The sequence below is a fragment of the Lentzea sp. JNUCC 0626 genome, assembly GCF_043632865.1.
GTDB lineage: Bacteria > Actinomycetota > Actinomycetes > Mycobacteriales > Pseudonocardiaceae > Lentzea.
This window is the reverse complement of record NZ_CP171635.1, coordinates 6,225,410-6,248,077: the sequence shown is the minus strand read 5'-3', so window position 1 is coordinate 6,248,077 and position 22,668 is coordinate 6,225,410. Positions and strand designations below refer to the sequence as shown.

Below are 22,668 nucleotides of genomic sequence, written 5' to 3'. Positions count from 1 at the left end.
CGGGTGGAACCCAGTGCGCTCCCGGGACTGAAGGACTGGCTCGTCGACACGGACCCCCGCACGTACCTGCGCGCCAACGCATCGGTGAGCGACGCGGCCGCTTTCTCGCTGCTCTTCTGGCCCGCCTTCGTCGAGTACCGCGGTGGCGTCTTCCTGGGCCTCACGTTCGAACCGTCCGGTGTCGACCTGTGGTTCGACCAGCTGAGCGGTGACGTGCGCGCGGTCGAGGGCGTGGTGAACCACCTGCACCTGTGGGACGCCTTCAGCCCGGAACCCGGACCGGAGTCGGCGTTCCTGTCCGGGTTGGCCCGTCAGATCGCGGAGATGTGGCAGGCGGCGCTGAACCTCAGGATGCCCGGCCGCGAGTTCGTCTTCACGGTGAGCGACGACCCCGAGGACTACGGGCCGACGATCTCGTTCCGCACCGCGTGAACCGCGCCGGACCGGGTCCGGCGTCACGATCCCGGCAAAACACCCTTAGGCGTATCGGCGTCGCGCACCGGGCACTGGCAGGATGGAACGATCAGCACGTCCGACAGAGGTGGTCCCCGTGACGAGTCCGTTCGCCAATCCGAACCGACCCGGCGTCCCTCCCCGTCTGCCCACCCCGCCGACGGGCTGGCCGATCGGGTCCTACGCCACCTACGAGGAAGCCCAGCGCGCGGTGGACCACCTGGCCGTCGAGGACTTCCCGGTGCAGGACGTGATGATCGTCGGCGTCGACCTCATGCTGGTCGAGCGGATCACCGGCAAGCTCACCTGGGGCCGCGTGCTGATGACCGGCGCGGCGAGCGGCGCGTGGTTCGGTCTCTTCGTGGGTCTGCTGCTCACTCTCTTCAGCCCTGAGCCGGGGGTGACGGTCGGGCCGGTGCTCACGGGTCTGATCACCGGTGTGTTCTTCGGGCTCGTGTTCGCGGCTGTCGGGTACGGGTCGGCGAAGGGCAAGAGGGATTTCCAGTCAGCGTCCCAGTTGGTGGCCAACAGGTATGACGTGCTGTGTCACCCCAAGTCCGCCGAGAAGGGCCGTGACCTGCTCGCGAAGCTCGCGATGCGGCCGGTGAACCCGAGCTCTTAAAGGTTTCATAAGGCCATTGGTTCTGAATCGTTGCTTCCTTTGGTTGCGGCCCGTGATCACCCGGCTTAGTTTCATTTGACCGGTCCGCCCGGTGCGGCCGGTGGCACGAAGGGGTGCCGGGCGCTGCGGTCTGGCTCCTCCGTGCAGTCGGGAAGGAGGCAGGGCCGATGGGTGCGACAAGGCGCTATCGACTCGCCGCCGGAGTGGGTGCCGCGGTTCTCGCGGCCGGAACTCTCGCGGCGTGCGGGTCTGGCGACCAAGGCATCACCGTGAACGTCTACAAGTACCCGCAGGAGAACTTCCAGGCCATCGTCGACAGCTGCAACGCGAAGGCCGGCGGGCGCTACAACATCGTCTACAACAAGCTGCCGCGTGAGGCGGACGGTCAGCGCGAGCAGATGGTGCGCAGACTGGCGGCGGAAGACGACAGCATGGACGTGCTCGGGCTCGACGTCACGTGGACGGCGGAGCTCGCGGAGGCCGGGTGGCTCAAGGAGTTCACCGGCTCGGTCAAGTCCCAGGTGGAGAACGGCACGCTCAAGACTCCACTGGAGACGGCGACCTACGACAACAAGCTCTACGCGGCTCCGGACAACACGAACGTCCAGCTGCTGTGGTACCGCTCTGATCTCGTGCCCACGCCCCCGAAGACGTGGGACGAGATGATCTCGATGGCCGAGGCGCTGGTGGCGGACGGGAAGCCCGGCCGGATCGTGGGACAGGGCAAGCAGTACGAGGGGCTCGTCGTGCTGTACAACACCCTCGTCAACTCCAACGGCGGCACCATCATCGACGACACCGGCACCAAGGCCGTCGTCGACGCGAAGGCCGTGGAAGCGTTGGCGGCGTTGAAGAAGCTGGCGACGTCGAGTGCGATCGACCCGTCCTTCTCCAACGCGGCCGAGGACAACGCGCGGCTCGCGATGGAGAACGGCGAGGCGGCGTTCCAGCTGAACTGGCCGTACGTCTACGCGGCGGCGCAGAAGAAGCCGGACTTCGCGAAGAACTTCAAGTGGGCGCCGTACCCCACGGTGAGCGGTGACTCCGCGAAGGTCACGGTCGGCGGGATCAACTACGCCGTCAGCAACTACACGACGCACCCGGACGAGTCGTTCGACGCCGTGCTGTGTCTGCGCGGTGCCGAAGCGCAGAAGCTCGCCGCGCTCAAGGACGGTGTGCCGCCGACCATCGAGTCCGTCTACGACGAACCCGAGATGGCCGAGGCGTACCCGATGCGCGACGACATCAAGGAGACGCTGAAGAACGCGAGTGTGCGGCCGCGCACGCCCGCGTACCAGAACGCGTCGACGGTCATCTCCACCATCCTGTCGCCGCCCGCGAGCATCGACCCGCAGGCGACGGGAGACAGGCTGCGCAAGGAACTCCAGGACGCTCTCGACTCGAAGGGAGTGTTGCCGTGAGCCACGCTGTGACCGAAAAGCCTGATGCCGCAACGGAATCAGCGCCGCCGAAGAAGAAGGTGGCGCTGAGCGAGGGCAAGAAGGCCGAACGCAGGCTCGGCTGGCTGCTCTGCGCTCCCGCCGCGCTCACCATGGTCGCGGTGACGGGCTGGCCGATCCTCTACTCGCTGCTGCTGTCCATGCAGCGGTTCGACCTGAAGTTCCCGGACCGCACCGAGTGGATCTGGTTCGACAACTACATCACCGTGCTCAGCAGCCCGTACTGGTGGAACGCGGTGTGGGTGACGGTCGTGCTGACGGTCGTGACCGTCGCGATCGAACTGGTGCTGGGCATGTCGCTCGCGCTGATCATGCACCGCGCGCTGGTCGGCCGGGGCATCGTCCGCACGACGACGTTGATCCCGTACGGCATCGTCACGGTCGTGGCCGCGTTCTCCTGGCGCTTCGCCTGGACGCCCGGCACCGGCTACCTCGCCGAGGCCCTGGGCGGCGACCCGGTGCTGACGGAGAAGGTGCCCGCGCTGATCGTCGTGAGCATCGCGGAGATCTGGAAGACCACGCCGTTCATGGCCCTGCTGCTGATGGCGGGCCTGGCGCTGGTGCCGGACGACCTGCTCAAGGCCGCCGCGATGGACGGCGCGAGCGGGTGGCAGCGGTTCATCAAGATCACCGTGCCGATCATGAAGCCGGCGATCCTGGTGGCGTTGCTGTTCCGCACGCTCGACGCGTTCCGGATCTTCGACAACCTCTTCGTGCTCACCGCGGGTTCGCAGGGCACGTCGTCGGTGTCGATGTTGACCTACAACAACCTCATCAAGGGCTTGAACCTAGGTATCGGATCGACCATGTCGGTCCTGATATTCATCATGGTCGCGATCATCGCGTTCGTGTTCATCAAGCTCTTCGGCACCGCTGCCCCCGGCAGTGACGACGGAGGGAAGCGCTGATGGCGGGCATCGGAGGAGCGGAGACCCCGGCCAAGAAGTGGGGCTGGGGCGTGCTCAACACGGTCGTCGTGATCTACGCGCTGTTCCCGGTGCTGTGGATCGTGTCGCTGTCGTTCAAGTCCTCGGCGACGTTGTCGGACGGCAACTTCATCCCGCGCGAGTGGAGTCTGGAGAACTACCAGAACATCTTCTCGACGTCGGAGTTCACCCGCGCGTTGATCAACTCCATCGGCATCGCGGTCATCGCGACGGCGATCGCGGTGGTGTTCGGCACGATGGCCGCCTACGCCATCGCGCGGCTCGACTTCCCCGGCAAGAACCTGCTGGTGGGCGTCTCGCTGCTGATCGCGATGTTCCCGCAGGTCTCGCTGGTGTCGCCGTTGTTCGAGATCGAGCGCTCGCTCGGCCTGTTCGACACGTGGCCCGGCCTGATCCTGCCGTACATCACGTTCGCGCTGCCGCTCGCGATCTACACCCTGTCGGCGTTCTTCCGCGAGATCCCCTGGGAGCTCGAGAAGGCGGCGAAGATGGACGGTGCGACGCCGGGGCAGGCGTTCCGTCGCGTCATCGCGCCGCTGGCCGCGCCGGGCGTGTTCACGACGGCGATCCTGGTGTTCATCTTCTGCTGGAACGACTTCCTGTTCGCGATCTCGCTCACCTCGACCGAGCAGTCGCGGACCGTGCCGGTGGCGCTGTCGTTCTTCACCGGCAGCTCGCAGTTCGAGGACCCGGCCGGGTCGATCGCGGCCGCGGCCGTGGTCATCACGATCCCGATCATCCTCTTCGTGTTGTTCTTCCAGCGCCGGATCGTCGCCGGCCTGACCTCCGGCGCCGTCAAGGGGTGAGTTGACCAATGGCAGAGATCGTTCTGGACAAGGTGACCAAGCGGTATCCGGACGGCGCGTTGGCCGTCCAGGAGGTCAACCTGGAGATCGCCGACGGGGAGTTCATCATCCTCGTCGGACCGTCCGGCTGCGGGAAGTCCACCACCCTCAACATGATCGCGGGCCTGGAGGACATCACCGACGGCGAGCTGCGCATCGGCGGGCAGCGCGTCAACGAGAAGGCGCCCAAGGACCGCGACATCGCGATGGTGTTCCAGTCCTACGCGCTGTACCCGCACATGACGGTCAAGGAGAACATGGCCTTCCCGTTGCGGCTGGCCAAGGTCGACAACGCGACGGTGGAGAAGAAGGTCAAGGAGGCGGCGGAGATCTTGGATCTCTCCCAACACCTTGAGCGCAAGCCGTCGAACCTGTCGGGTGGCCAGCGGCAGCGCGTGGCGATGGGCCGCGCGATCGTGCGCAGCCCCAAGGCGTTCCTCATGGACGAACCGCTGTCCAACCTGGACGCCAAGCTGCGCGTGCAGATGCGCACCTCGGTGTCGCGCCTGCAGAAGCAGCTCGGCACGACGACGGTGTACGTGACGCACGACCAGACCGAGGCCATGACCCTCGGCGACCGGGTCGTCGTCATGCGCGGCGGTGTCGTGCAGCAGATCGGTGCGCCGCAGTTCCTCTACGAGCAGCCGGCGAACCTGTTCGTCGCGGGCTTCATCGGCTCCCCGTCGATGAACTTCGTGCCGGCGTCGCTGGAGAACGGCGCGCTGCGGTCGGTCATCGGCGACGTGACGCTGACGGACCGGGTGCGGCAGCTGCTCGAAGGCGCCGACGCGCCCCGCGAGGTGATCCTCGGCATCCGCCCGGAGCACTTCGAGGACGCGGCACTGGTCGAGCCCGCGAAGCTGTCGGCGGGCGGCAAGTTCACGTCCCACGTGGACGTGCTGGAGTCCATGGGCTCGGACAAGTACGCCTACTTCAACCTCACGGGCGAGCAGGCGGCCTCGGCCGAGCTGCAGGAGCTCGCGGCGGACGCGGGATCGGACGACGTGCCGGGTGACGGCATCTCGCTCGTGACGCGCCTGTCGTCGGCGTCCGGCGCGGCCGAGGGCCAGGACTCGGAGATCTGGTTCGACGCCGACAAGGTGCAGCTCTTCGATCCGTCGAACGGCAGGAACCTGACCTACACGGAACGGTGAATTCTCGTTTTACCGAGCCGCCTTCCCCCTCCGGGAAGGCGGCTCTTTCTATGTCACTCGATCGGATTAGGACGAAAGACTCGGGTTCGCCCGGGCCGATCAGTCGGGGTCATCTGCCCTGCCGAACTGGGTTCGCCATTGGGCGCTCGGCAGCGACATCTCGTCGAAACATGGAGTACGCGCCTTCGGAACGTCAGCACGCTTGTCGAAGGCGGGTACTAAGGACCACAGGGGGCTTCCGGGGAACCGCCGCCCGACTGAAAGAGAGCGTGCAATGGGGATCCTGGACGGGAAAGCGGTCGTCATCACCGGAGCCGGACGAGGCCTCGGTGAGGCCTACGCCATGCACGCGGCCCTCGCCGGCGCGTCCGTTGTGGTCAACGACAACGACGGTGACCTGGCGGAACGGGTCGCGGAGCACATCCGCGAGTTCGGCGGCAGCGCCGTCGCCTCGAACCACACCGTCGCCGACCCCAGCGAGGCCGCGAAGATCGTGGACCTGTGCCTGGACGAATTCGGCCGCGTCGACGGCCTCGTGAACAACGCGGGCCTCAACTACGAGACAGCGCCGTGGGAAGACGACCCGGAGACGATCAAGCACGTCGTCGAGGTGAACGTCCTGGGCGTCATCTACACCGGAATCGCGGCCATGCGGGCGATGCGCGCCACCGGCGGCGGCTCGATCATCAACATTTCCTCCGGCGCCTCCTTCGGACAGCGCAAACTGGCGACCTATTCGGCCACCAAGGGCGCGGTCGCGTCGCTCAGCTATTCGTGGGCGCTGGACCTCGAAGCCGAAGGCATCCGCGTGAACGCCGTGTGCCCCGTGGCGCACACGCGGATGGTGTGGAAGTCGGAACGCTCCCTGCGCGCCATCCCGGCCGACCGCACGCCGGGCAAGGTGGCGCCGCTCGTGCTGTTCCTGCTCTCCGACCGCGCGGAGGGCATCACGGGCCAGGTGATCCGCTGCAACGGCAGGCAGTTGCACATCGTCGGCCAGCCGTACTTCAAGCAACCGATCCTGGAGAGCGACAACTGGGACACGGCTTCCGTGGAGCGGGCTTTCACGGGCGTTCTGCAGGCGCACCTCGAACCGTACGGGTTGGAGAAGAGGATGCCTCCCCGGCTCCGTGCGCTGGTGGAGCCTTCGCAGACCGCCTAGCCCGCAGCGGTGCGGGGGACGCGGGGGAGCGTCTCCCGCACCGCTCTTTTTGGTCAACTGTGGACAGTCGCGCTTGACGCGGTGCTAGCTTCCGCGCGTGGTTTCCCAGCTCCCTTCCTACGTCGGCGTGGACTTCGACGACGACGAACTCATGCACGCGGCTGTTTCTCTTGTCTCCGGCGACATCGACACCGCGCTCCGCCTGCTCGCCCTGGTCCGTGCCGACCCGCACCGCCGCGAACTCGCGTTCGACGTGCTGGGCGGCGTGGGCAACGCCGTGCTGCCCCGGTTGCTCGACGCGGCCGAAGAACAACCGGACAACGTGGACCTGTTGCTGCTGCTCGGCAGCGCACAGTCCGTCGCGGGCTGGGAGTCGCGCGGCGCGGCGGGCGCCGACCGGACGAGCGAGGGGCAGTGGACGGGCCTGCGCAAGTTCTCCGCCGCCGCACACCGCACGTTGCAGCGTGCCGCCGAACTCGACCCCGAGGACGTCCAGCCGTGGGCGTTGATGATGTCGATGGCCGTGGCGATGCCCGAGTACCGCCGCGAAGCCGCCGACGTCTACGACGAGGTCGTAGAGCGCGTCCCCGACCTGTTCAACGCGTCGTTCCGCCGCCTGCACGCGGCCTGCGCCAAGTGGTACGGCAGCCACGACGAGATGTACGGCTTCGCCCGCGGCGCCGTCGAAGGCCTGCCGGACGGGCATCCGATGCTGGCGCTGATCCCGACCGCGCACATCGAGATGCAGGTGTACCTGACCTGGAAGACGAGCTTCGCGGTGCGAATGTGGCACTCCATCACCCGCTCGTACTTGAAGAAGCAGCGCGCCGAGATCGACGCGGCGTCCGACCGCCTGCTGGCCGGCCCCGACGACCACCCGCGTTCCCCGTGGGCGCACCAGATCTTCGCGAACTACTACTTCAAGCTCTTCGTGACGGACCGGCTCGCAGCGCACCTCGCGCGTGGCGGTGAGCGCGCGTCGCAGTGGCCCTGGGGGTACAGCGGGGACGCCGCCGGTGAGTTCTCCCGAGCACACGCGTGGGTCGCTCGGTTCCACGACCGTTAGAGAGGAGCAGTTCGGCGTGCAGAACGATCTGAAAGCGTTGTGGCGACTCGTTGCGCCGCCCGCTCGGCCTGTTGCCGGCAACCGGTCGTGGGACTGGTTGTTCGCTGAACTCGGCACCGCGCTCCCGGCCGACTACGTGGCGCTGATGAAGGTGTACGGCGGCGGGACGTTCGGCCGCGGCCTGTTCCTGTGGACGCCGCTGGACGAGCGCGGCCTTCCTCTTCTGGCGCCGGAGGCGATCGAGGACGCGCGGAGCATTTCCGACGAGCAGCCGTTGCCGATGTGGCCGGAGCCGGGAGGGTTCCTGCCGTTCGGGGAGAACATCGAGGGCGACAAGTTCGGCTGGCTCACGTCCGGTGATCCGGACAGCTGGCCATTGATCTTCCTGGAGCGTCATGGGGATCCCGACGAGCAGGAACCGCCGTTGCCGCTGTCGCTCGCGGCCTTGATCGTGGAGTGGCTGAGCGGCCGGAGCGTCCAGACGATCAACCTGCCCGTCTTCGGTCCCGAGGACAACCTGCGGGACCGCACCCTCTTCGAACCGCTGACCTGATCACGCACTGAGGCGTTTCGGTGACGTTTCCGCACGTCACACGGATGGCCGCCGACATTGTCGGGGGTGCCTGTCACCATCGGCACATGGCGGAGCGCAAACCCAGAGTCACCGACTGGCGACTCGTCGTGCAGTCCCGGCTCGACCGGGTCCGCGCGGATCTGGCTGCGCTCGGCCCGCCCGACCCGGTCGATCCCGAGGGCGACGTGTGGCGGCGCACGGCCCTGGAACAGGCCGCGGTGGTCGAGGCGATGTTGGGGGCCAGGGATCCCTGGTGGCGGGCGGTGCCGTCGTGGTGGTCCGGGTGGCACATCGAGCGCGCCTGGCGTGCTCTGCACGAGGCCGAGGTGGCGACGATCTCGGCCGAGCGCGGGTTCCTGGGGCGGCTGCCCGGGTTGCGGGCTCGGGTGGCGCAGTACCTGGACGAGGACGATCCGCGGCGGCGTGCGCTGGAGGCGTTGCGGCCGGGGGAGTTCACGCCTGCGGTGGAGCGGGCGATCGTGGTGGACGCGCTGCGGGCCGCCTACGACAACTCGGACTTCGCGCATGCCGGGTCGCGGGCGTTGCGCAACAAGCTGATCGCGGCTTCGCTGGTGTTGTTCGTGATCAACACGGTGTTGGGCGTCGTGGGGATCCTGCGGCCGGGGATCATCCCGTTGTGCGTTGATCCCAAGGAGAACGCGCTGCCGACGGTGTGCCCCGGTGGTGGGTCTCGGGCGTCCGGTGTGGACGTTTGGTTGGTGCAGGTGTTGGGGGCTTTTGGGGCTGTGCTGGCCGCTGTCGTGTTGTTGTTGCGGCGGCGGCCCTCGTTGTCGCCCTACGTGATGATCGGGTATCAGGCGTTGATCAAGATCATGCTCGGGGCGGCGTTGGCCGTGGTGGGGATCTTGGCGTTGGGGGCCGGGGTCACGAGTGGGCTGATCGGGATTCCTTCTGCTGCTGCTTTGTTGTTGTGGGCGGTGATTTTCGGGTATTCGCAGCAGATCGGGACTCGGTTGTTGGACAAGTACACGGATGAGGTGCTGGATCAGGCTCGGCCGTTGCCTGATGCCGAGGGGCCTCGGGTGGCGCCTCGGTGATGGTCACCAATGCGGTGGTCGTGCAGACCTTGACGGGACAGGTCATTTCATCGCCGCTGGCGCGTCGACAGGGATTGGGGCTTGACTTCGGGGCCCTTGCGAGGCGCTGGTCGGCCGGAAAGGGCCGGGCTGAAAAGCGCCCGGCCGAGCCACGAGTGGTGGCACCTCGCACCCAAAGTCAAGCCCCAATCCCACGCGTACGTGGTTGCGTTGCGGGCGCACGTCACCACACCGGCTGATCGGTTCAGCCAAGACTGTCGGCTCGCCTTCGGCATTGCCGTTGGGTCTTGGGTGGGCTCGGCTACGCCATCGCGATCCGCGCGCTCGGTCGGCCTCGCCTTCGGCGTCGTTCTCCCCAAGCCATTGGTCGCATAGCTCTTGGCTACTCAACTCTCAGCTGCCCTGCGCTTGGCCAACCTGGCGCTCCGCAACCCAGCCCTCAGCCCCCGCCCTCCACCACTAGGCGCGCGGCCCCCGCCCCTGCGACCGGCTCTCCTCCCGCACCGCGTTGATGACCTCCGCATCCCACCGGTGCGTCCGGATCAGCCGGTACCGCTCCGCCGCCACCCACATGTACGCCTCGGTCTCGGTGCGGTCCCCGATCATGTCCGCCTGCCGCAACATCGCGACCACAGGCCGGTACTCGTCGGCGTACCACCGGCGCGCCACCTCGCCCCGGTCCAGGAACGTGCAGGTGTCCTGCATCAGCCGGAAGCCCCACGCCTCCACGTGCTCGCCCAACTGCGCGTAATGCCACGGGTCGGAGAGGACCACGGCCGCGCGGGACTCGCCGGTCAGCGGGACTCGGTCCAGGAACAGGCGGCGGTAGTCCTTCACGATCAGGTCGCCTCGGTAGCGGATGCCGGACGAGTTGAGGCGGGTGATGACCTGGGTGACGTACGCGTCGATGGTCTCGAGGCCCAGGGCGTGGGCCACGGAGACGCGGTGGTGGCCGTCGATGATGAAGTGGAGTTCGCCGATGCGGTAGACCTCGATGGGCGGGACCGGTTCGCCTCGGCGGGCCGCTTGGGCCAGGCGTTGCCAGCGTTCGCGGACTCGGCCCGAGGTCGGGCGGAAGCGGCGGTCGAAGTCTCGGGTGCGGTCGACGCTGCCGACGATGGAGTCCAGGCGGATGGACTGGAGGCCCAGGCGCTTCTCGGAGGCCATGCCCAGGGCTTCTACCACCTCGTGGAACGGCAGCATGATGTTGACGTCGTCGGGTTCGCGGCGGAGCCAGGTGGCGAGGCGGGACATCACCTGGCTGCGGCGGGCCCGCAGGAAGTCGCTCTCGGCGTCGGCGGCGGGGAAGCCGGTGTCGCGTCTCATCGCCCTACCTCCAGCACCTTCAGGGGGACCACGTTCACGACGCGCGTCGAGCGCACGAAACGGTCCGGGCGCGCGTGGCCGTGGGGGTGGATGTGGCCGTGCAGCATCAGCGTGGGCTGCAGGCGCGACACCAACGCGCCCAGGCAGGCGAAGCCTCGGTGTGGGGCGTCTGGTTCGTCGCCGCAGTCGAGCGGGGGTGAGTGGGTCAGGAGTACGTCCACGCCACGTCCGTCCCGCAGCTTGCGCCACGCCGCCAGCCTGGTCACCCGGCGGGCTCGGCGGGCCTGCTGCCGTTCCGTCCACTGGTTCGGGCCCTTGTTGTAGCGGATCGAACCACCGAGGCCCGCTATGCGCAGCCCGGCCACGTCGATCACGCGTTCGTCCGCGTTCACCGCACCGGTTGGACCTGGCCAGCGGACCGGCACGCCCGCCTTGGTCCAGAGGCCGCGCACGTTCGAGTAGCCCGAGAGGTCGGCGTCGTGGTTGCCGGGGACGAACACCAGCGGCCTGTCGAGTGCGTTGGCCAGGTGTTCCAGGTAGTCGAACGGCAGGTCGCCCGCCGCGAGGACCAGGTCCACGTCGTAGTTGTGCACCTGGTCGGTCCACAGCGCCTCGACGACCTCGTCCGCGACCACCAGAACCCGCACCATCAAGCCAGCCTAATCAGGTCTTTCACCACATGACGGGAGCGAGCGCTGCCGTTAGCGTGAGCGTCGTGCTTGCCGAGCTGTTCGCCGCGGCCGCCCACGGCTGCCGCGACCGCAGTCCGCTGACCCAGCGACTCCTCACCGACGCGGCCGACGACCTCGCCAGAGGCGGCGTCACGACCAGGATCATGGCGGGGTCCGAACGCGACCGGGAAGGCACCGTGCCCGGGCTGCGGTTCGCGGGCGCCGTGCACCGGCTCGTGCTCGAAGGGCGTGCGCCGGCCCTCGCGAAGCACTACCCGTCGGTCGGCGGGCAGCCGCACCTGCCGACGCTCTGGGACGACGCGCTGCCCGCCCTCACCGAGCACGCCGACCTGCTGCGGCACCGCATCCAGGCCACGGTCGTGCAGACCAACGAACCCGGCCGCAGCGCGCCCCTGTACGGCGGGTTGCTGGTCGCCGCGCAGGAGGCCGCGAAGGCCGCCGGACGGCAGGTGCCGTTCTGCGTGCGGTTGCTGGAGGTCGGCGCGAGCGGCGGCCTCAACCTGCGCCCGCACCACGTCGGCTACCAGCTTCCGGACCGGGTGCTGGGCGACCCGGACAGCCTGCTGGTGCTGAACCCGGAGTGGACGGGCACGCCGCCCGCCGATCTCAACCACACCCTCCGCGTCGTCGGCAGGGCGGGCTGCGACCTCACCCCGGTCGACGTGTCCACAGAGGACGGACGGCTGCACCTCAGCTCGTTCGTCTGGGCGGACCAGGTCGACCGGTGGAACCGCCTCAAGCAGGCCCTCGACCTCGCCGCTACCGACCCCGTGAAGGTCGAACGGTCGGCGGGACCCGAGTGGCTCGCCAAACAGCTCGCCCGCGCCGAACGCGACGTGCTCACCGTCGTGTGGCATTCCGTTGTGTGGCAGTACGTTTCGCCTGCCGACCGGGCGATGGGCAGGGCCGTGCTCGCGGACGCCGCCGCTAAGGCGACACCCACGACACCGTTGGCACTGCTGGTCTTCGAGCCGCGCCGGTCGGCTGAGGACGACGACTACCGGTTCGAACTGCTGCTGCGGCTCTGGCCGGCCGGGATCTCGCTCAACCTCGGCCACGGAGCGGGCCACGGCACGCCGTTCACCTGGAACGTCACCCCTTGGGAGTGATCACCGGGTTGATCACGTACCGGCCGTCCTGGAACTCCACGGGCAACCGGAACTCCGCGCGCGTGCCGTCATGCGTGTACTCGACGACGACGGCACCGTCACGGTACGAACCGCGCTCCACCTGAGCGGACTGGAACTGGTCGGTCGTCGACTGCGCCACGTCCTCGCCGCCGAGTGCGAGCAACGGCTGCAACTTGTGGAAGTCGTGTGCCCGCAACGCGTTCGTCACCTCGGCGGCGAGCGCGTCCGGGGACTCGGCGCCCGGATCCGGCCACGCCGCGACGGAGACGAACACCATCACGATCCAGGCCACCGGGAGCGCCAGCAGCCAGAACCTGATGTTCCTCATCCGCGCGAGCACGTCAGGGAGTTCCGCTGATCAGCACGAACACGGTGGTGATCCAGCAGAGCAGGAACGCGAGGATCCAGAAGCGGATGTTGGTGAGAATTCTGGTCATGACAAACCTCTTCTACAACGAGCAAAGCGAGCGAAACCGGGACTACAGCCAGCGATTTCGGCGCAATATTCGGTAGAGCGTCAGGCAGGCGACCAGGATCAGACTGAGGATCAGCGGGTAGCCGAACCTCCACTTGAGCTCCGGCATGAACTCGAAGTTCATGCCGTAGACGCCGACGACCATGGTGGGCACGGAGATGATCGCGACCCACGAGGTGATCTTGCGCATGTCGGTGTTCTGCTGGAGCGTGATCTTCGCGAGCGTCGCGTCGACCAGCGTCGTCAGCAGTTCGTCGAACGCGGTGACGCGCTCGGAGACCTCGGTGAGGTGGTCGTCGACGTCGCGGAAGAACGCGCGCACCTGCTCGGGGATGAGCGGCGTGTAGCCCTCGGCCAAGCGGCGCAACGGGTTCGCGAGCGGCATGACCGCACGGCGCAGTTCCACGACCTCGCGCTTGAACATGTAGATCTGCTCGGCGCTCACCTCGGTGCGCGGCGCGAAGACCCGTTCCTCCATGCGGTCGATGTCGTCCTCGATGTGGTCGGTCACCTCGAGGTAGTTGTCGACGACCTGGTCGGCGATCGCGTGCATCACCGCGGCGGGGCCGATCTCCAGGCGCTCCGGGTCGGCCTCCAGCACGTGCCGCAGCTTGGAGAGGCCGGAGTGGTTGCCGTGCCGCACGGTGATGACGAAGTCCTTGCCCAGGAACACCATGATCTCGCCGGACTCGACGATCTCGTTGGCGGTGTCGGGAGATTCGTTCGTCACGTAGCGAACCGTCTTGAACACCATGAAGAGCGTGTTGTCGTACCGCTCCAGCTTCGGGCGCTGGTGCGCGTGCACCGCGTCCTCGACCGCGAGTTCGTGCAGCCCGAACGTCTCGGCGATGCCCTCGATCTGCTCCGCGTCCGGCTCGTGCAGGCCGATCCACACGAAGCCGTCCTTGCGCTTGCGGACCTCTTTGACGGCGTCGGTGTGCGTCCAGCGGCCGGGCAAGCGCTTGCCGTCGAGGTACACGGCGCAGTCGACCACGTACGCCGACAACGGCACGGGGACGTGCGGGGCCTGTCCCGCAGGGCCGCGCTGGTGTCCGCGTCCGCGGATCGAGGGCAGGCTGGGCATGGTGAGTTCCTCCAGGTACACACGCGCCGACGTGAAGTGCAGATGCACGACGGGCGTCCTGACCGGGTGGAACGGCGAAACGATCCAGAAAGGGATCTAGAGAGCCACCTCGGAGAGGACGCGCCTGGTACTGGCAGGGTGGGGGTCCTTGCTCATTTAGGGGTCCTCACCTCCTCGGGGCGAAGTCACTGGTGGTGGAAATCCTCACACACCGGTTGCCGAGGGTACTCCCTCCGCGTAAAGACTGTCTCCCCACCTGTGGCAGATCTCGATCACACGTAGTTGGAGGCGCGGTGCAGTTCGGTCGGTACTACGAGGAGTTCGAGGTCGGAGCGGTCTACAAGCACTGGCCGGGCAAGACGGTGACGGAGTACGACGATCACCTGTTCTGCCTGCTCACGATGAATCACCACCCGCTCCACATGGACGTGAACTACGCGGAGAACACGACGGACTTCGGCAAGAACGTCGTCGTCGGCAACTACATCTACTCGTTGCTGCTGGGCATGTCCGTGCCCGACGTCTCCGGCAAGGCGATCGCCAACCTGGAGATCGAGTCGCTGCGGCACGTGAAGCCCACGTTCCACGGTGACACGATCTACGGTGAGACCGAGGTGCTCGACAAGACGCCGTCCAAGTCGAAGGACGACAGGGGCGTCGTCTACGTGGAGACTCGCGGCTACAAGCAGGACGGCACGGTCGTGTGCATCTTCAGGCGCAAGGTCATGGTGCCGAAGCAGTCATACGGCGAGGCCCGCGGTGGAGAGCAGCCGGGGCGCCCTGAACCCGTCTCCAACTGATTTTGGGGTAGTGACGTGACTTCTCTGGATCTGGCACAGCAGCGCTTGAGAGCGTTCGCGGAGGAGGCTGCGGCGACTTCGCCGCTCTACGAGCACCTCGCGTCGCGCGCTGCGGCGGATCCGGAGGTCGCCGACCTGCTGACCGCCGCCGGCGAGGAGAACGCCACGGGCGAACTCCTGCTGGCGGCGGCGCATCGGCTCGTGCAGGCGGAGCCGTTCCACCAGCTCTCGAACTACTACCCGTCGCTCGGCGGCACTTATGGCGCGGACGAGAGCACCTGGCCGTTGTTCCGGGACTTCGTGCTGGAACGTGCCGAACGCGTCCGCGCGCTCGTGAGCACCCAGGTCGTGCAGTCGAACGAGGTGCGGCGCGCGGCCCTGCTCTACCCGGCCGTCGCGGCGGCGGCGAAGCAGGCGGGCGGGCCGATCGGGCTCGTGGAGGTCGCGACGACCGCGGGCCTGCTGCTCGGGCTCGACCAGTACTCGTACCGCTACCAGACCGCGGAGGCGGGCCAGGTCGTCGCCGGACCGGCCAAGGCCGCGCTGGGGCTGCACTGCGCGCTGGAGCTCGCGCCGGGCGCCGTGCTGCCGAAGCTGCCCAAGACGGTGAAGGTGGCCGCGAAGGCGGGCATCGGGGTGGCACCGGCCGACCTGGCCGACGAGGACGCCTACGCGTGGCTGGAGGCCTGTGTGTGGGCCGACCAGCCGGAGCGGCTGCGGCTGTTCGGGGTGGCGGCCGGGGTGCTGCGCAAGAACCCGCCGCGCCTCGTGGCCGGAGACCCCGTCGCGGACCTCGCCAAGGCCGTCGAGCCGATCGACGTTCCGCTGGTCGTCATCTCCAGCGGCTCGGGACTGGACCTCACACCCGCTTTGTCCGCATTGGGGAAGGATGTCTGGTGGGCCGCGCACGAGGACGGTGAGCTGCGCCTCATCCGTGTCGGTGAGTCAGGCGTGCAAGTGACCACTCTGGCCACCACCGAGGCCCACGGGCAACGTCTCGTTTGGCGTTGAACGCCCGCCCCGATCGCGTGAACCCTGATCAGGCCTTGGGCAGGCAGTTCCACTCGGAGAGCGCTTCCACGAGCCCTTCGGTGGTCGGAAGTGTGTCCAAGGTCGCACTGTCGACCCAAGCGACATCCGATGCGTCGTCGCCCGCTCGGAGCACACCCGACGTGACCTGGCATTCGTAGTCGAAGATCGCGTAAACCCCGTTCGGGGACGGTCGCTCAACGGAGCCGACCAGGCGCCCGACGGTGACGGAGAGTCCCGTCTCCTCGACTAGTTCCCTAGTCACGGCCGCCTCATCCGTCTCATCTGGCTCCACGCGCCCGCCTGGTACCGACCACATGCCCTCACCAGGCGGGTTGGCGCGTCGCACGAGCAGGAGTCGCCCAAACGAGTCAAAAACGATGGCTCCGACGCAACGGATCGTGCGCTTGCTGCTGGCGGTCACGATCACGAAGCGTAGTCACACTGGAATGGCGGTGCTGTCCGCTACCCCGGCTGCGGTACAAATCTCCCAAGGTGCTGAATCGTGCTGTACAACGGTCACGAACGGCGCCAAACGGGTGCGACGCGGACGGGGTGGACACCGTGAACTTGAAGAAGATTCTCACTTTCGCTGGAATCGCCTTGCTGCTGTTCTTCTTGATCGCGGAGCCCCAGCAGGCGGCCCAACTCGTGCAGAACATCCTCAACTCGCTCCGCACGGCGGCCGAGGCACTGATCACGTTTGTGCGTTCCGTCTTCTAGTCTGGTACCAGCCACCTGTGCGGTGGCCTGGAGCAGGTCTTGGTACCAGGAAGGGCTGGTAGCGCATGTTCGCACCTCGTGATCCGGACGACTACCTGCTGTCGAGCGAGCGTCGGGTCATCCGGGTGCGCAGGCACTGGTCCTACCTGATCTGGGACGTCCTGGAGGCGGCGGCGCTGCTCGCCGGCTTCATGATGATCTCGTACCTGCTCCCGGCCGACGCCGGCGTGATCCAGAACGTGCTGTGGTACGGGGCGCTGCTCGTGTTGCTGCGCCTCTCGTACTTCATCATCGAGTGGTGGGTGGAGCGCATCGTCGTCACCGACAAGCGCTTCATGCTGACCTCGGGCGTCTTCGAGACCAAGGTTGCGATGATGCCCATCAGCAAGGTCACCGACCTCACCTACGAGCGCACGGTGGGCGGGCGCATGCTCGGCTACGGCACGCTCATCGTGGAGTCGGCAGGTCAGATCCAGGCGCTGAACCGCCTGGAGTTCCTGCCGGACCCCGAAGAGGTCTACGACGCCATCTCGGAGCTGACCTTCGGCGACAAGAAGGCCCAGGCCGAGCGCTTCTCGATGATCAAGGCCCAGCGCGCCGCGCGCGGCAAGAAGATGGTCCCGTAACGCGGGTCGTTCGTCACGTCGTCCACACTGGACGACGTGGTCATCGATCTGCACACCCATTCGTCCGAGTCCGACGGCACCGACAGCCCTGCCGAACTGGTGAAGGCTGCGGCGCAAGCCGGGCTCGACGCGGTGGCGATCACCGACCACGACACGGCGGCCGGCTGGGCCGAGGCCACCGCCGCACTGCCTCCTGGCCTGCGGCTGGTCCGCGGCGCCGAGCTCTCGTGCTCCTCGGCGGACGGCTACGGCCACACCATCACCGTGCATCTGCTGGCGTACCTGTACGACCCCACGCACGCCATGTTGATGAAGGAACAGTCACGCCTGCGTGAGGAACGGCGCTCGCGGCTGCAGAAGATGGCCGAGATGATGCAGGCCGACGGCTTCCCGATCGACCCGGTCGACCTGATGTCGCGCCTGCCGTTCGACGCCCCCGCGGGCCGCCCCCACCTCGCCCAGGCGCTGATCCGGGCCGGCGTGGTGTCGTCGGTCGACGAGGCCTTCGCGACGTTCCTGACCGGCGGCCAGTACTACGTCGGTCGCACGGACACCCCCGTCGAGCGCGCGATCGAGATGATCACCGAGGCGGGCGGCGTCACCGTGCTGGCGCACCCGTTCGCCCGGTCCCGCGGTCCCGTGGTGGCGCCTTCGGTGGTGTCCTCGCTGGCGTCCGCCGGTCTGGCCGGTGTCGAGGTGGACCACCCGGACCACGACCTGGAGACGCGGCGGTCGTTGCGGACGCTGGCTGATCAGCTGGGACTGATCGTCACCGGGTCGAGTGACTACCACGGCACGAACAAGACGGTGCGGCTCGGCGCGGAGACGACGGCACCGGAGATGCTGGATGCTCTGGCGGAGAAGGCGACCGGAGCCAAGATCCTCGTCGGGTAGGGCGGTGGTGCGGTGTTCAACGTGCGGCTGTTCATCGAGGCCTCGATCACGCTGCTGGTGATCATGGACCCTCCGGGCACCGTGCCGGTGTTCCTGGGTCTGGTCGGCCGCAAGTCGCGGGAGGCGCGCAAGCAGGCGGCGCGCCAGGGCGTGCTGGTGTCGTTCCTGGTGATCACGCTGTTCGCGGTCGCCGGCAACTCGATCCTCGCCTACATGCACATCGGCATCCCCGCCCTGCAGGGTGCGGGCGGGTTGCTGCTGTTGCTGATCGCGCGCTGGACCTGCTGACGGGCAAGGGCGCGACCAACCACCCCGAGGTGGAGGACGTGAACATCGCCCTCGTGCCGTTGGGGACGCCTCTGCTGGCCGGTCCGGGTGCGATCGCGGCGACCATCGTGTTCGTGCGTCAGGCCGACGGCGCGTGGGGCTCGTACTTCGCGCTGGCTGCGGCGATCGTGGCCGTGCACCTCGTGCTGCTGGGAACGCTGCGGTCCGCCGGCCTGCTGATCAAGGTGTTCAAGGAGAGCGGCATCCTGCTGATGGCCAAGATCGCCGGCCTCCTGCTGGCCGCGATCGCCGTGCAGCTCGTCGCGTCGTCCGTGCAGGGCTTCATCGCGGGCGCTTAACGCTCGATGCGCGTCTGGTCTCCGTCGATGATGATCGGGCGCTCGATGAGGCTCGGGTTGGCGACCATGTGCGCGATCCACTTGGCGCGGTCGTGCTCGAGGTCCTGGGGGTAGGCGGCTTCCTTGGTGCGGGCGATCTCCCAGGGTTGCTTGTCGAGGAGCTCGAGGACGTGGTCGAGTTCGGCCGCGGTGGGTGGGTTCTCGAGGTAGCGCCGTTCGGTGTAGTCGGTGCCCGCCTCGTCGAGGCGTTGCTTCGCGGCGCGGCTCTTCGAGCAGCGCGGGTTGTGCCAGATCTCCATGCCCCTCATTTTCTGTCAGGGGTGGTGAGTAACTTGGTTGGGGTGGAACAACTCGGCTTCGACTTCGGCACCGCCGCACCGCGCCGGCTGGTGCGCGTCACGCCCGCGAAGCTCTCGACGTGGACGAGCTGCCCGCGCCGGTACCGGATGACGTACCTGGACCGGCCCTCGCCGCCTCGGGGCGGTGCTTGGGCGCACAACACCCTCGGTGCGGTGGTGCACAACGCGCTGAAGGCACTTTTTGATCTGCCCGCTGACCGTCGCACGCCTGACCAGGCGGTGGCGTTGGTGGGGCGGCAGTGGAAGTCGGACGGGTTCCGGGACGTGGACCAGGCTGCTGAGTACCGGGGGCGGGCTCAGGAGTGGGTGCACGATTATGTTTCTTCGTTGGATGTCGACTTCGAGCCGCTCGGGGTTGAGCGGTGGGTTTCTTCCCCTACCGAGCGGATCGTGGCCGAGGGGCGGGTCGACCGGATCGACTACCGCGATGGCGAGTTGGTCATCGTGGATTACAAGACCGGGCGGCACGTGCTGACTTCTGATGATGCTCGCGGGTCGCAGGCGTTGGCTTTGTACGCCTTGGCGGCTCGGCGGACCTTGCGGAAGCCCTGTCGGCGGGTGGAGTTGCATCATCTGCCGTCCGGGTCGGTTGCGGTGTGGGAGCACACCGAGGAGTCGTTGGGGCGGCATGTTCGGCGGGCCGAGGAGGCTGCCGATGAGATCGATCTGGCTGCGGAGACTTTGAAGGCCGGTGGGGATCAGGAGATTCTGTTTCCGGCTGTGGTGGGGCGGCAGTGTCAGTGGTGCGATTTTCGGCGTAGTTGTGATGAGGGGCAGGCTGCTGTGCCGCCGTTGGAGCCTTGGGATCTGTTGGCGCCGTAGGTTGGGGCAAAGACTTGAGACGAGCCGGGTCAATTCATCGCCGCTTCGCGACGATAGGGATTGGGGCTTGACTTCGGGGCCCTTGCGAGGCGCTGGTCGGCCGGAAAGGCCGGGCTGAAAAGCGCCCGGCCGATCCCAGACAGGCGTAGCACCTCGCACCCAAAGTCAAGCCCCAATCCCACGCGTACGTGGGCACCTTGACACCGCACGTCACCACACCGGCTGATCGGTGCAGCCAAGACGGTCGGCTCGCCTTCGGCATTGCGTAGCTCGGGCGCGCGTTGAGCCAAGAAACTCAAGGACGCCTCGCCTTTGGCCGCGTTCTCCTCAAGCCATTGGTCGCTTAGCTCCCGGCTACCCGGCTCTCGGCTGCCTCGCGCTCGGCCAGCTAGAGCTCTGCCCACCTCACCCGGCCCCACCTCACCTCGCACTCCCGCCCCGGCTGGAACCAGGGCCGCGGTCGTGCGTCTGCCACTGTGGCGGCGGTGGTCTCGGCTTGGGGGAGCTCGGGGCCTGACTGGCTGGAATCGGGCGGACCCGTAGGGTGGCGGAGGTGGAAGTGGACGTGGCTGAGCGGCCCTCGCGGGTCTTCGGGTTGTTGCGTGCTGTGAGCGGGGTGCTCGCGGTAGGCCTGGTGCTGCTCGCCCTGGGGAACATCGGCGTCCAGTTCTACGCCAACACGCGTGACCTGCCCGGGCCCGGCACGTTGTCTGTCGTTGCCCACGTCGTGGCTGCTGTGTTGGTGGTTGGTGGGCAGGTTGTGGCCGATCGGTATGCCGATTGGCGGGCGCCTGTGGCCTCGCTCGGGGTGTTTGTGGTCAGCGGGGTCACGTTGTGGACGTTCTGGTGGGCATAGGTCGGTGCTAGCCGCCTGAGGTGGGCGGTTGGTGCATCGGTTCGCTATTTGTGCTTCCGTCCTGGTCGTCGGGCACCTACAGTGCAGTCGATCCGCTTGGGGAGCGGGTTCGGCGAGCCTTGGGGGACGCGGTGGCCGTGGGGGACGTTGTCGGCGCGCGCCGTGATTCGTTGTCGGTGCCCGCGTTGTTGGTGGTCGCCGGGTTCGCGGCTGCCGTTGTTGCTCAGGGTGGGTACTACCTGCCTGGGCGGATTTTGTCGGCTGTGTTGGTCGTGGCTGCTGTTGTGGTGGCACGGCCTCGGCTCGGCGCGCTCGCGGCGCTTGGGGGAGCGTTTGCGGTTTGGGCTCTGGGGCGCGGGGTGCTCGCCGGCGATGTGCTGAGCGGGGTGCCTTCTGCGGTGGCCGTTGCGGTGTTCGTCGGAGCCGCAGTCGTTGCGGCGCAGGGTGATCGGGAGCAACGGGAGTTGCTCGCCACTGTGGTGGTCGGGGTCGGGGCGCTCGTCGGGGTGACCGGATGGGTCGCTGTGGTGTGGCGGGTGCCGGGGTGGACGACGGTGGCGGAGGGGCTGGCGCGGGCCGCTTCCACGTTGACCTATCCCAACGCTGCTGCTGCGGTCATGGCGGCTGCGGCGGTGTTGTCGTTGGTGTTGAAGACTTCGTTGTTGATGAACGTCATGCGGTTCCTGCTTTGCGTGGGGATCGGGGCGACGATGAGTCGTGCCGGGGTCATCGCGGTGCTGGTCGGGCTGGTTGTGCTCGCGGTGTTGGTGGGGGTCAAGGAGACCGTCGAGCGGGCTGTGCCGCCGTTGCTCGGTGCCGCTGCCGCCGTCGCCGCGTTGTTGCCGACCATGCGGGTCGACGAGGAGCCGCAGGCGTTGCTGGCGTTCGCCGGGCTGGTGGCGGGCGCGGTTGTCGCGGTGGGGTTGCCGCGGCTGAAGAAGTTGCTGTTGCCGGTGGCCGTGGTGGTGTCGGCGGGGGTTGCGGCGATCGCGGTCGCCTTCGCCGACCGGCTGGCCACGCGGGTTTCGTTCAGTTCGCCGGACCGCAGCCAGGCCACGGAGGCGGCGTTCGAGCTCGTCGGGCAGCAGCCGTTGATCGGTACCGGGCCCGGGGAAGCGATCTTTTTCTTCGTCCGAGGCGACGAAGGGGCCCGTGTGATGCGTTATGTGCACAACGAGTACTTGCAGGTGCTTGTCGAGCTCGGCGTGGTGGGGCTGGCGCTGGCACTCGCGGTCATCGGTGCCGTGCTCGTGCGGATGTGGGGCGGGAAGAAGAGCACGCCGTTGCACGCCGGGGCGTTCGCGGCTGTGGTGGTGGTGTTGGTGCACAGCGGGTTCGACTTCCTGTGGCACCTGCCCGTGGTTCTGATCGTCGCCGGACTCTGCGCCGGATTGGGGTTTCCGTCCACAACGGACGGAATGGAAGAGGGGACCGCAACACCATGAAGAAGCTGTCCGGGGGCAAGTCGCTCGCCGTCTTCGCCGTCGCCGGGGGCGCGATCCTCGCGTCCGTCGCGCCGGTCATGGCGGACGTGAGCGCGCAGTCGCCCTCGCAGTCGCTGGTCAGAGTCGAGGCGCCCGCGAACCTCAGGGCCAAGGGCGCGACGATCGAGGTCGACGTGACCTACGTCTGCCCGGTGACCTCGACGTCGGCGTACATGTACGTGAGCGCGACGCAGGCCGTCGGCAACGGCAACGTGGCGACCGGCGGCGGGTCCAAGGGCGTCACCTGCACGGGCGGGTTCGAGACGGTGAAGGTCACCGTCGCCGCGTCCACCAAGGCGTTCGTCAAGGGAAACAAGGCGTACGTGAAGGCCGATCTGCAGGCCTACCCGAACAACGCCTTCGACGAGCGCTACATCGGCGTCAAGTAGTTCGACGGGTCC

General features: G+C 67.6%; 26 protein-coding genes and 1 pseudogene. 21 read left to right on the top strand and 6 right to left on the bottom strand.

Going from position 1 to position 22,668, the window contains the following annotated elements:
- The first annotated feature begins 3 nt into the window (after positions 1–3).
- From JNUCC0626_RS28235 to JNUCC0626_RS28190, 10 genes are all read left to right on the top strand, one after another.
- Positions 4–432: a hypothetical protein gene (locus JNUCC0626_RS28235; protein ID WP_394613779.1), complete on the top strand. Its 429-nt coding sequence runs from the start codon at positions 4–6 to the stop codon at positions 430–432.
- Positions 433–514: 82 nt separating this feature from the next.
- On the top strand, positions 515–1,075 hold the full coding sequence (locus JNUCC0626_RS28230) for a general stress protein (RefSeq protein WP_394613778.1): 561 nt from the start codon (positions 515–517) through the stop codon (positions 1,073–1,075).
- Between the two features lie 167 nt (positions 1,076–1,242).
- Positions 1,243–2,496, top strand: coding sequence for an ABC transporter substrate-binding protein (locus JNUCC0626_RS28225; protein WP_394613777.1), 1,254 nt, complete (start codon positions 1,243–1,245; stop codon positions 2,494–2,496).
- Between the two features lie 8 nt (positions 2,497–2,504).
- Positions 2,505–3,443 carry a carbohydrate ABC transporter permease gene (locus tag JNUCC0626_RS28220; RefSeq protein ID WP_394622120.1) on the top strand — a complete coding sequence of 313 codons (939 nt, stop codon included), beginning with the start codon at positions 2,505–2,507 and terminating at the stop codon, positions 3,441–3,443.
- The gene (locus JNUCC0626_RS28215; RefSeq protein WP_394613776.1) at positions 3,443–4,288 is read left to right on the top strand and encodes a carbohydrate ABC transporter permease; all 846 of its coding nucleotides are present in this window, start codon (positions 3,443–3,445) and stop codon (positions 4,286–4,288) included. The genes JNUCC0626_RS28220 and JNUCC0626_RS28215 overlap by 1 nt, the downstream gene beginning before the upstream one ends.
- 8 nt (positions 4,289–4,296) lie before the next feature.
- Positions 4,297–5,481: an ABC transporter ATP-binding protein gene (locus JNUCC0626_RS28210; RefSeq protein ID WP_394613775.1), complete on the top strand. Its 1,185-nt coding sequence runs from the start codon at positions 4,297–4,299 to the stop codon at positions 5,479–5,481.
- Between the two features lie 274 nt (positions 5,482–5,755).
- Positions 5,756–6,643, top strand: coding sequence for an SDR family NAD(P)-dependent oxidoreductase (locus JNUCC0626_RS28205; RefSeq protein ID WP_191304270.1), 888 nt, complete (start codon positions 5,756–5,758; stop codon positions 6,641–6,643).
- Positions 6,644–6,740: 97 nt separating this feature from the next.
- Complete coding sequence (locus JNUCC0626_RS28200; RefSeq protein WP_394613774.1) at positions 6,741–7,709, top strand: hypothetical protein; 969 nt, start codon at positions 6,741–6,743, stop codon at positions 7,707–7,709.
- Between the two features lie 16 nt (positions 7,710–7,725).
- Positions 7,726–8,262, top strand: a complete 537-nt coding sequence (locus tag JNUCC0626_RS28195; RefSeq protein WP_394613773.1) for an SMI1/KNR4 family protein — start codon at positions 7,726–7,728, stop codon at positions 8,260–8,262.
- Between the two features lie 86 nt (positions 8,263–8,348).
- Positions 8,349–9,341, top strand: coding sequence for a hypothetical protein (locus JNUCC0626_RS28190; RefSeq protein WP_394613772.1), 993 nt, complete (start codon positions 8,349–8,351; stop codon positions 9,339–9,341).
- A 459-nt stretch (positions 9,342–9,800) separates the two neighbouring features.
- Here the strand turns inward: JNUCC0626_RS28190 and JNUCC0626_RS28185 are convergent, their stop codons facing one another.
- Positions 9,801–10,667, bottom strand: a complete 867-nt coding sequence (locus JNUCC0626_RS28185) for a chromosome partitioning protein ParB (RefSeq protein ID WP_394613770.1) — start codon at positions 10,665–10,667, stop codon at positions 9,801–9,803.
- A complete protein-coding gene (locus JNUCC0626_RS28180; protein WP_394613769.1) occupies positions 10,664–11,317 on the bottom strand; it encodes a metallophosphoesterase family protein in 654 nt (217 codons plus the stop codon). The genes JNUCC0626_RS28185 and JNUCC0626_RS28180 overlap by 4 nt, the downstream gene beginning before the upstream one ends.
- Before the next feature lie 56 nt (positions 11,318–11,373).
- Between JNUCC0626_RS28180 and JNUCC0626_RS28175 the strand changes: the two genes are divergently transcribed.
- A complete protein-coding gene (locus tag JNUCC0626_RS28175; RefSeq protein ID WP_394613768.1) occupies positions 11,374–12,468 on the top strand; it encodes a DUF2332 domain-containing protein in 1,095 nt (364 codons plus the stop codon).
- Here JNUCC0626_RS28175 and JNUCC0626_RS28170 read toward each other — a convergent pair.
- Complete coding sequence (locus JNUCC0626_RS28170; protein WP_394613767.1) at positions 12,452–12,817, bottom strand: hypothetical protein; 366 nt, start codon at positions 12,815–12,817, stop codon at positions 12,452–12,454. The two genes, JNUCC0626_RS28175 and JNUCC0626_RS28170, sit on opposite strands and share 17 nt — an antisense overlap.
- A 151-nt stretch (positions 12,818–12,968) precedes the next feature.
- Positions 12,969–14,048 carry a magnesium/cobalt transporter CorA gene (gene corA / locus JNUCC0626_RS28165; protein WP_394622119.1) on the bottom strand — a complete coding sequence of 360 codons (1,080 nt, stop codon included), beginning with the start codon at positions 14,046–14,048 and terminating at the stop codon, positions 12,969–12,971.
- 293 nt (positions 14,049–14,341) lie between these two features.
- On the opposite strand from corA, the gene JNUCC0626_RS28160 reads away from it, so the two are divergent.
- Both JNUCC0626_RS28160 and JNUCC0626_RS28155 read left to right on the top strand, forming a co-directional pair.
- Positions 14,342–14,848, top strand: a complete 507-nt coding sequence (locus JNUCC0626_RS28160; RefSeq protein ID WP_090065688.1) for a MaoC family dehydratase — start codon at positions 14,342–14,344, stop codon at positions 14,846–14,848.
- Positions 14,849–14,863: 15 nt separating this feature from the next.
- A complete protein-coding gene (locus JNUCC0626_RS28155) occupies positions 14,864–15,859 on the top strand; it encodes a DUF2332 domain-containing protein (protein ID WP_394613766.1) in 996 nt (331 codons plus the stop codon).
- Between the two features lie 28 nt (positions 15,860–15,887).
- Here the strand turns inward: JNUCC0626_RS28155 and JNUCC0626_RS28150 are convergent, their stop codons facing one another.
- Positions 15,888–16,301 carry an NUDIX hydrolase gene (locus JNUCC0626_RS28150; RefSeq protein WP_394613765.1) on the bottom strand — a complete coding sequence of 138 codons (414 nt, stop codon included), beginning with the start codon at positions 16,299–16,301 and terminating at the stop codon, positions 15,888–15,890.
- Between the two features lie 140 nt (positions 16,302–16,441).
- Between JNUCC0626_RS28150 and JNUCC0626_RS28145 the strand changes: the two genes are divergently transcribed.
- The 4 genes and pseudogenes from JNUCC0626_RS28145 to JNUCC0626_RS28130 all read left to right on the top strand — a co-directional run bounded on the left by JNUCC0626_RS28145 (position 16,442) and on the right by JNUCC0626_RS28130 (position 18,746).
- Positions 16,442–16,600, top strand: a complete 159-nt coding sequence (locus JNUCC0626_RS28145) for a hypothetical protein (protein ID WP_169746024.1) — start codon at positions 16,442–16,444, stop codon at positions 16,598–16,600.
- 65 nt (positions 16,601–16,665) lie between these two features.
- Complete coding sequence (locus JNUCC0626_RS28140) at positions 16,666–17,226, top strand: PH domain-containing protein (protein ID WP_285646795.1); 561 nt, start codon at positions 16,666–16,668, stop codon at positions 17,224–17,226.
- 36 nt (positions 17,227–17,262) lie between these two features.
- Complete coding sequence (locus JNUCC0626_RS28135) at positions 17,263–18,120, top strand: PHP domain-containing protein (RefSeq protein WP_394613764.1); 858 nt, start codon at positions 17,263–17,265, stop codon at positions 18,118–18,120.
- A gap of 63 nt (positions 18,121–18,183) precedes the next feature.
- Positions 18,184–18,746, top strand: a pseudogene (locus JNUCC0626_RS28130) (MarC family protein).
- On the opposite strand, the gene JNUCC0626_RS28125 reads toward JNUCC0626_RS28130, so the two are convergent.
- The gene (locus JNUCC0626_RS28125) at positions 18,743–19,045 is read right to left on the bottom strand and encodes an ArsC/Spx/MgsR family protein (protein WP_394613763.1); all 303 of its coding nucleotides are present in this window, start codon (positions 19,043–19,045) and stop codon (positions 18,743–18,745) included. The pseudogene JNUCC0626_RS28130 and the gene JNUCC0626_RS28125 sit on opposite strands and share 4 nt — an antisense overlap.
- 42 nt (positions 19,046–19,087) lie before the next feature.
- Between JNUCC0626_RS28125 and JNUCC0626_RS28120 the strand changes: the two genes are divergently transcribed.
- The 4 genes from JNUCC0626_RS28120 (at position 19,088) to JNUCC0626_RS28105 (ending at position 22,656) form a co-directional block, all read left to right on the top strand.
- A complete protein-coding gene (locus JNUCC0626_RS28120; RefSeq protein WP_394613762.1) occupies positions 19,088–19,927 on the top strand; it encodes a RecB family exonuclease in 840 nt (279 codons plus the stop codon).
- Between the two features lie 565 nt (positions 19,928–20,492).
- The gene (locus tag JNUCC0626_RS28115) at positions 20,493–20,783 is read left to right on the top strand and encodes a hypothetical protein (protein WP_394613761.1); all 291 of its coding nucleotides are present in this window, start codon (positions 20,493–20,495) and stop codon (positions 20,781–20,783) included.
- Positions 20,784–20,920: 137 nt separating this feature from the next.
- Positions 20,921–22,228: an O-antigen ligase family protein gene (locus JNUCC0626_RS28110; RefSeq protein WP_394613760.1), complete on the top strand. Its 1,308-nt coding sequence runs from the start codon at positions 20,921–20,923 to the stop codon at positions 22,226–22,228.
- Complete coding sequence (locus tag JNUCC0626_RS28105; protein WP_394613759.1) at positions 22,225–22,656, top strand: hypothetical protein; 432 nt, start codon at positions 22,225–22,227, stop codon at positions 22,654–22,656. Before JNUCC0626_RS28110 ends, JNUCC0626_RS28105 begins: the two co-directional genes overlap by 4 nt.
- Positions 22,657–22,668 lie beyond the last annotated feature (12 nt).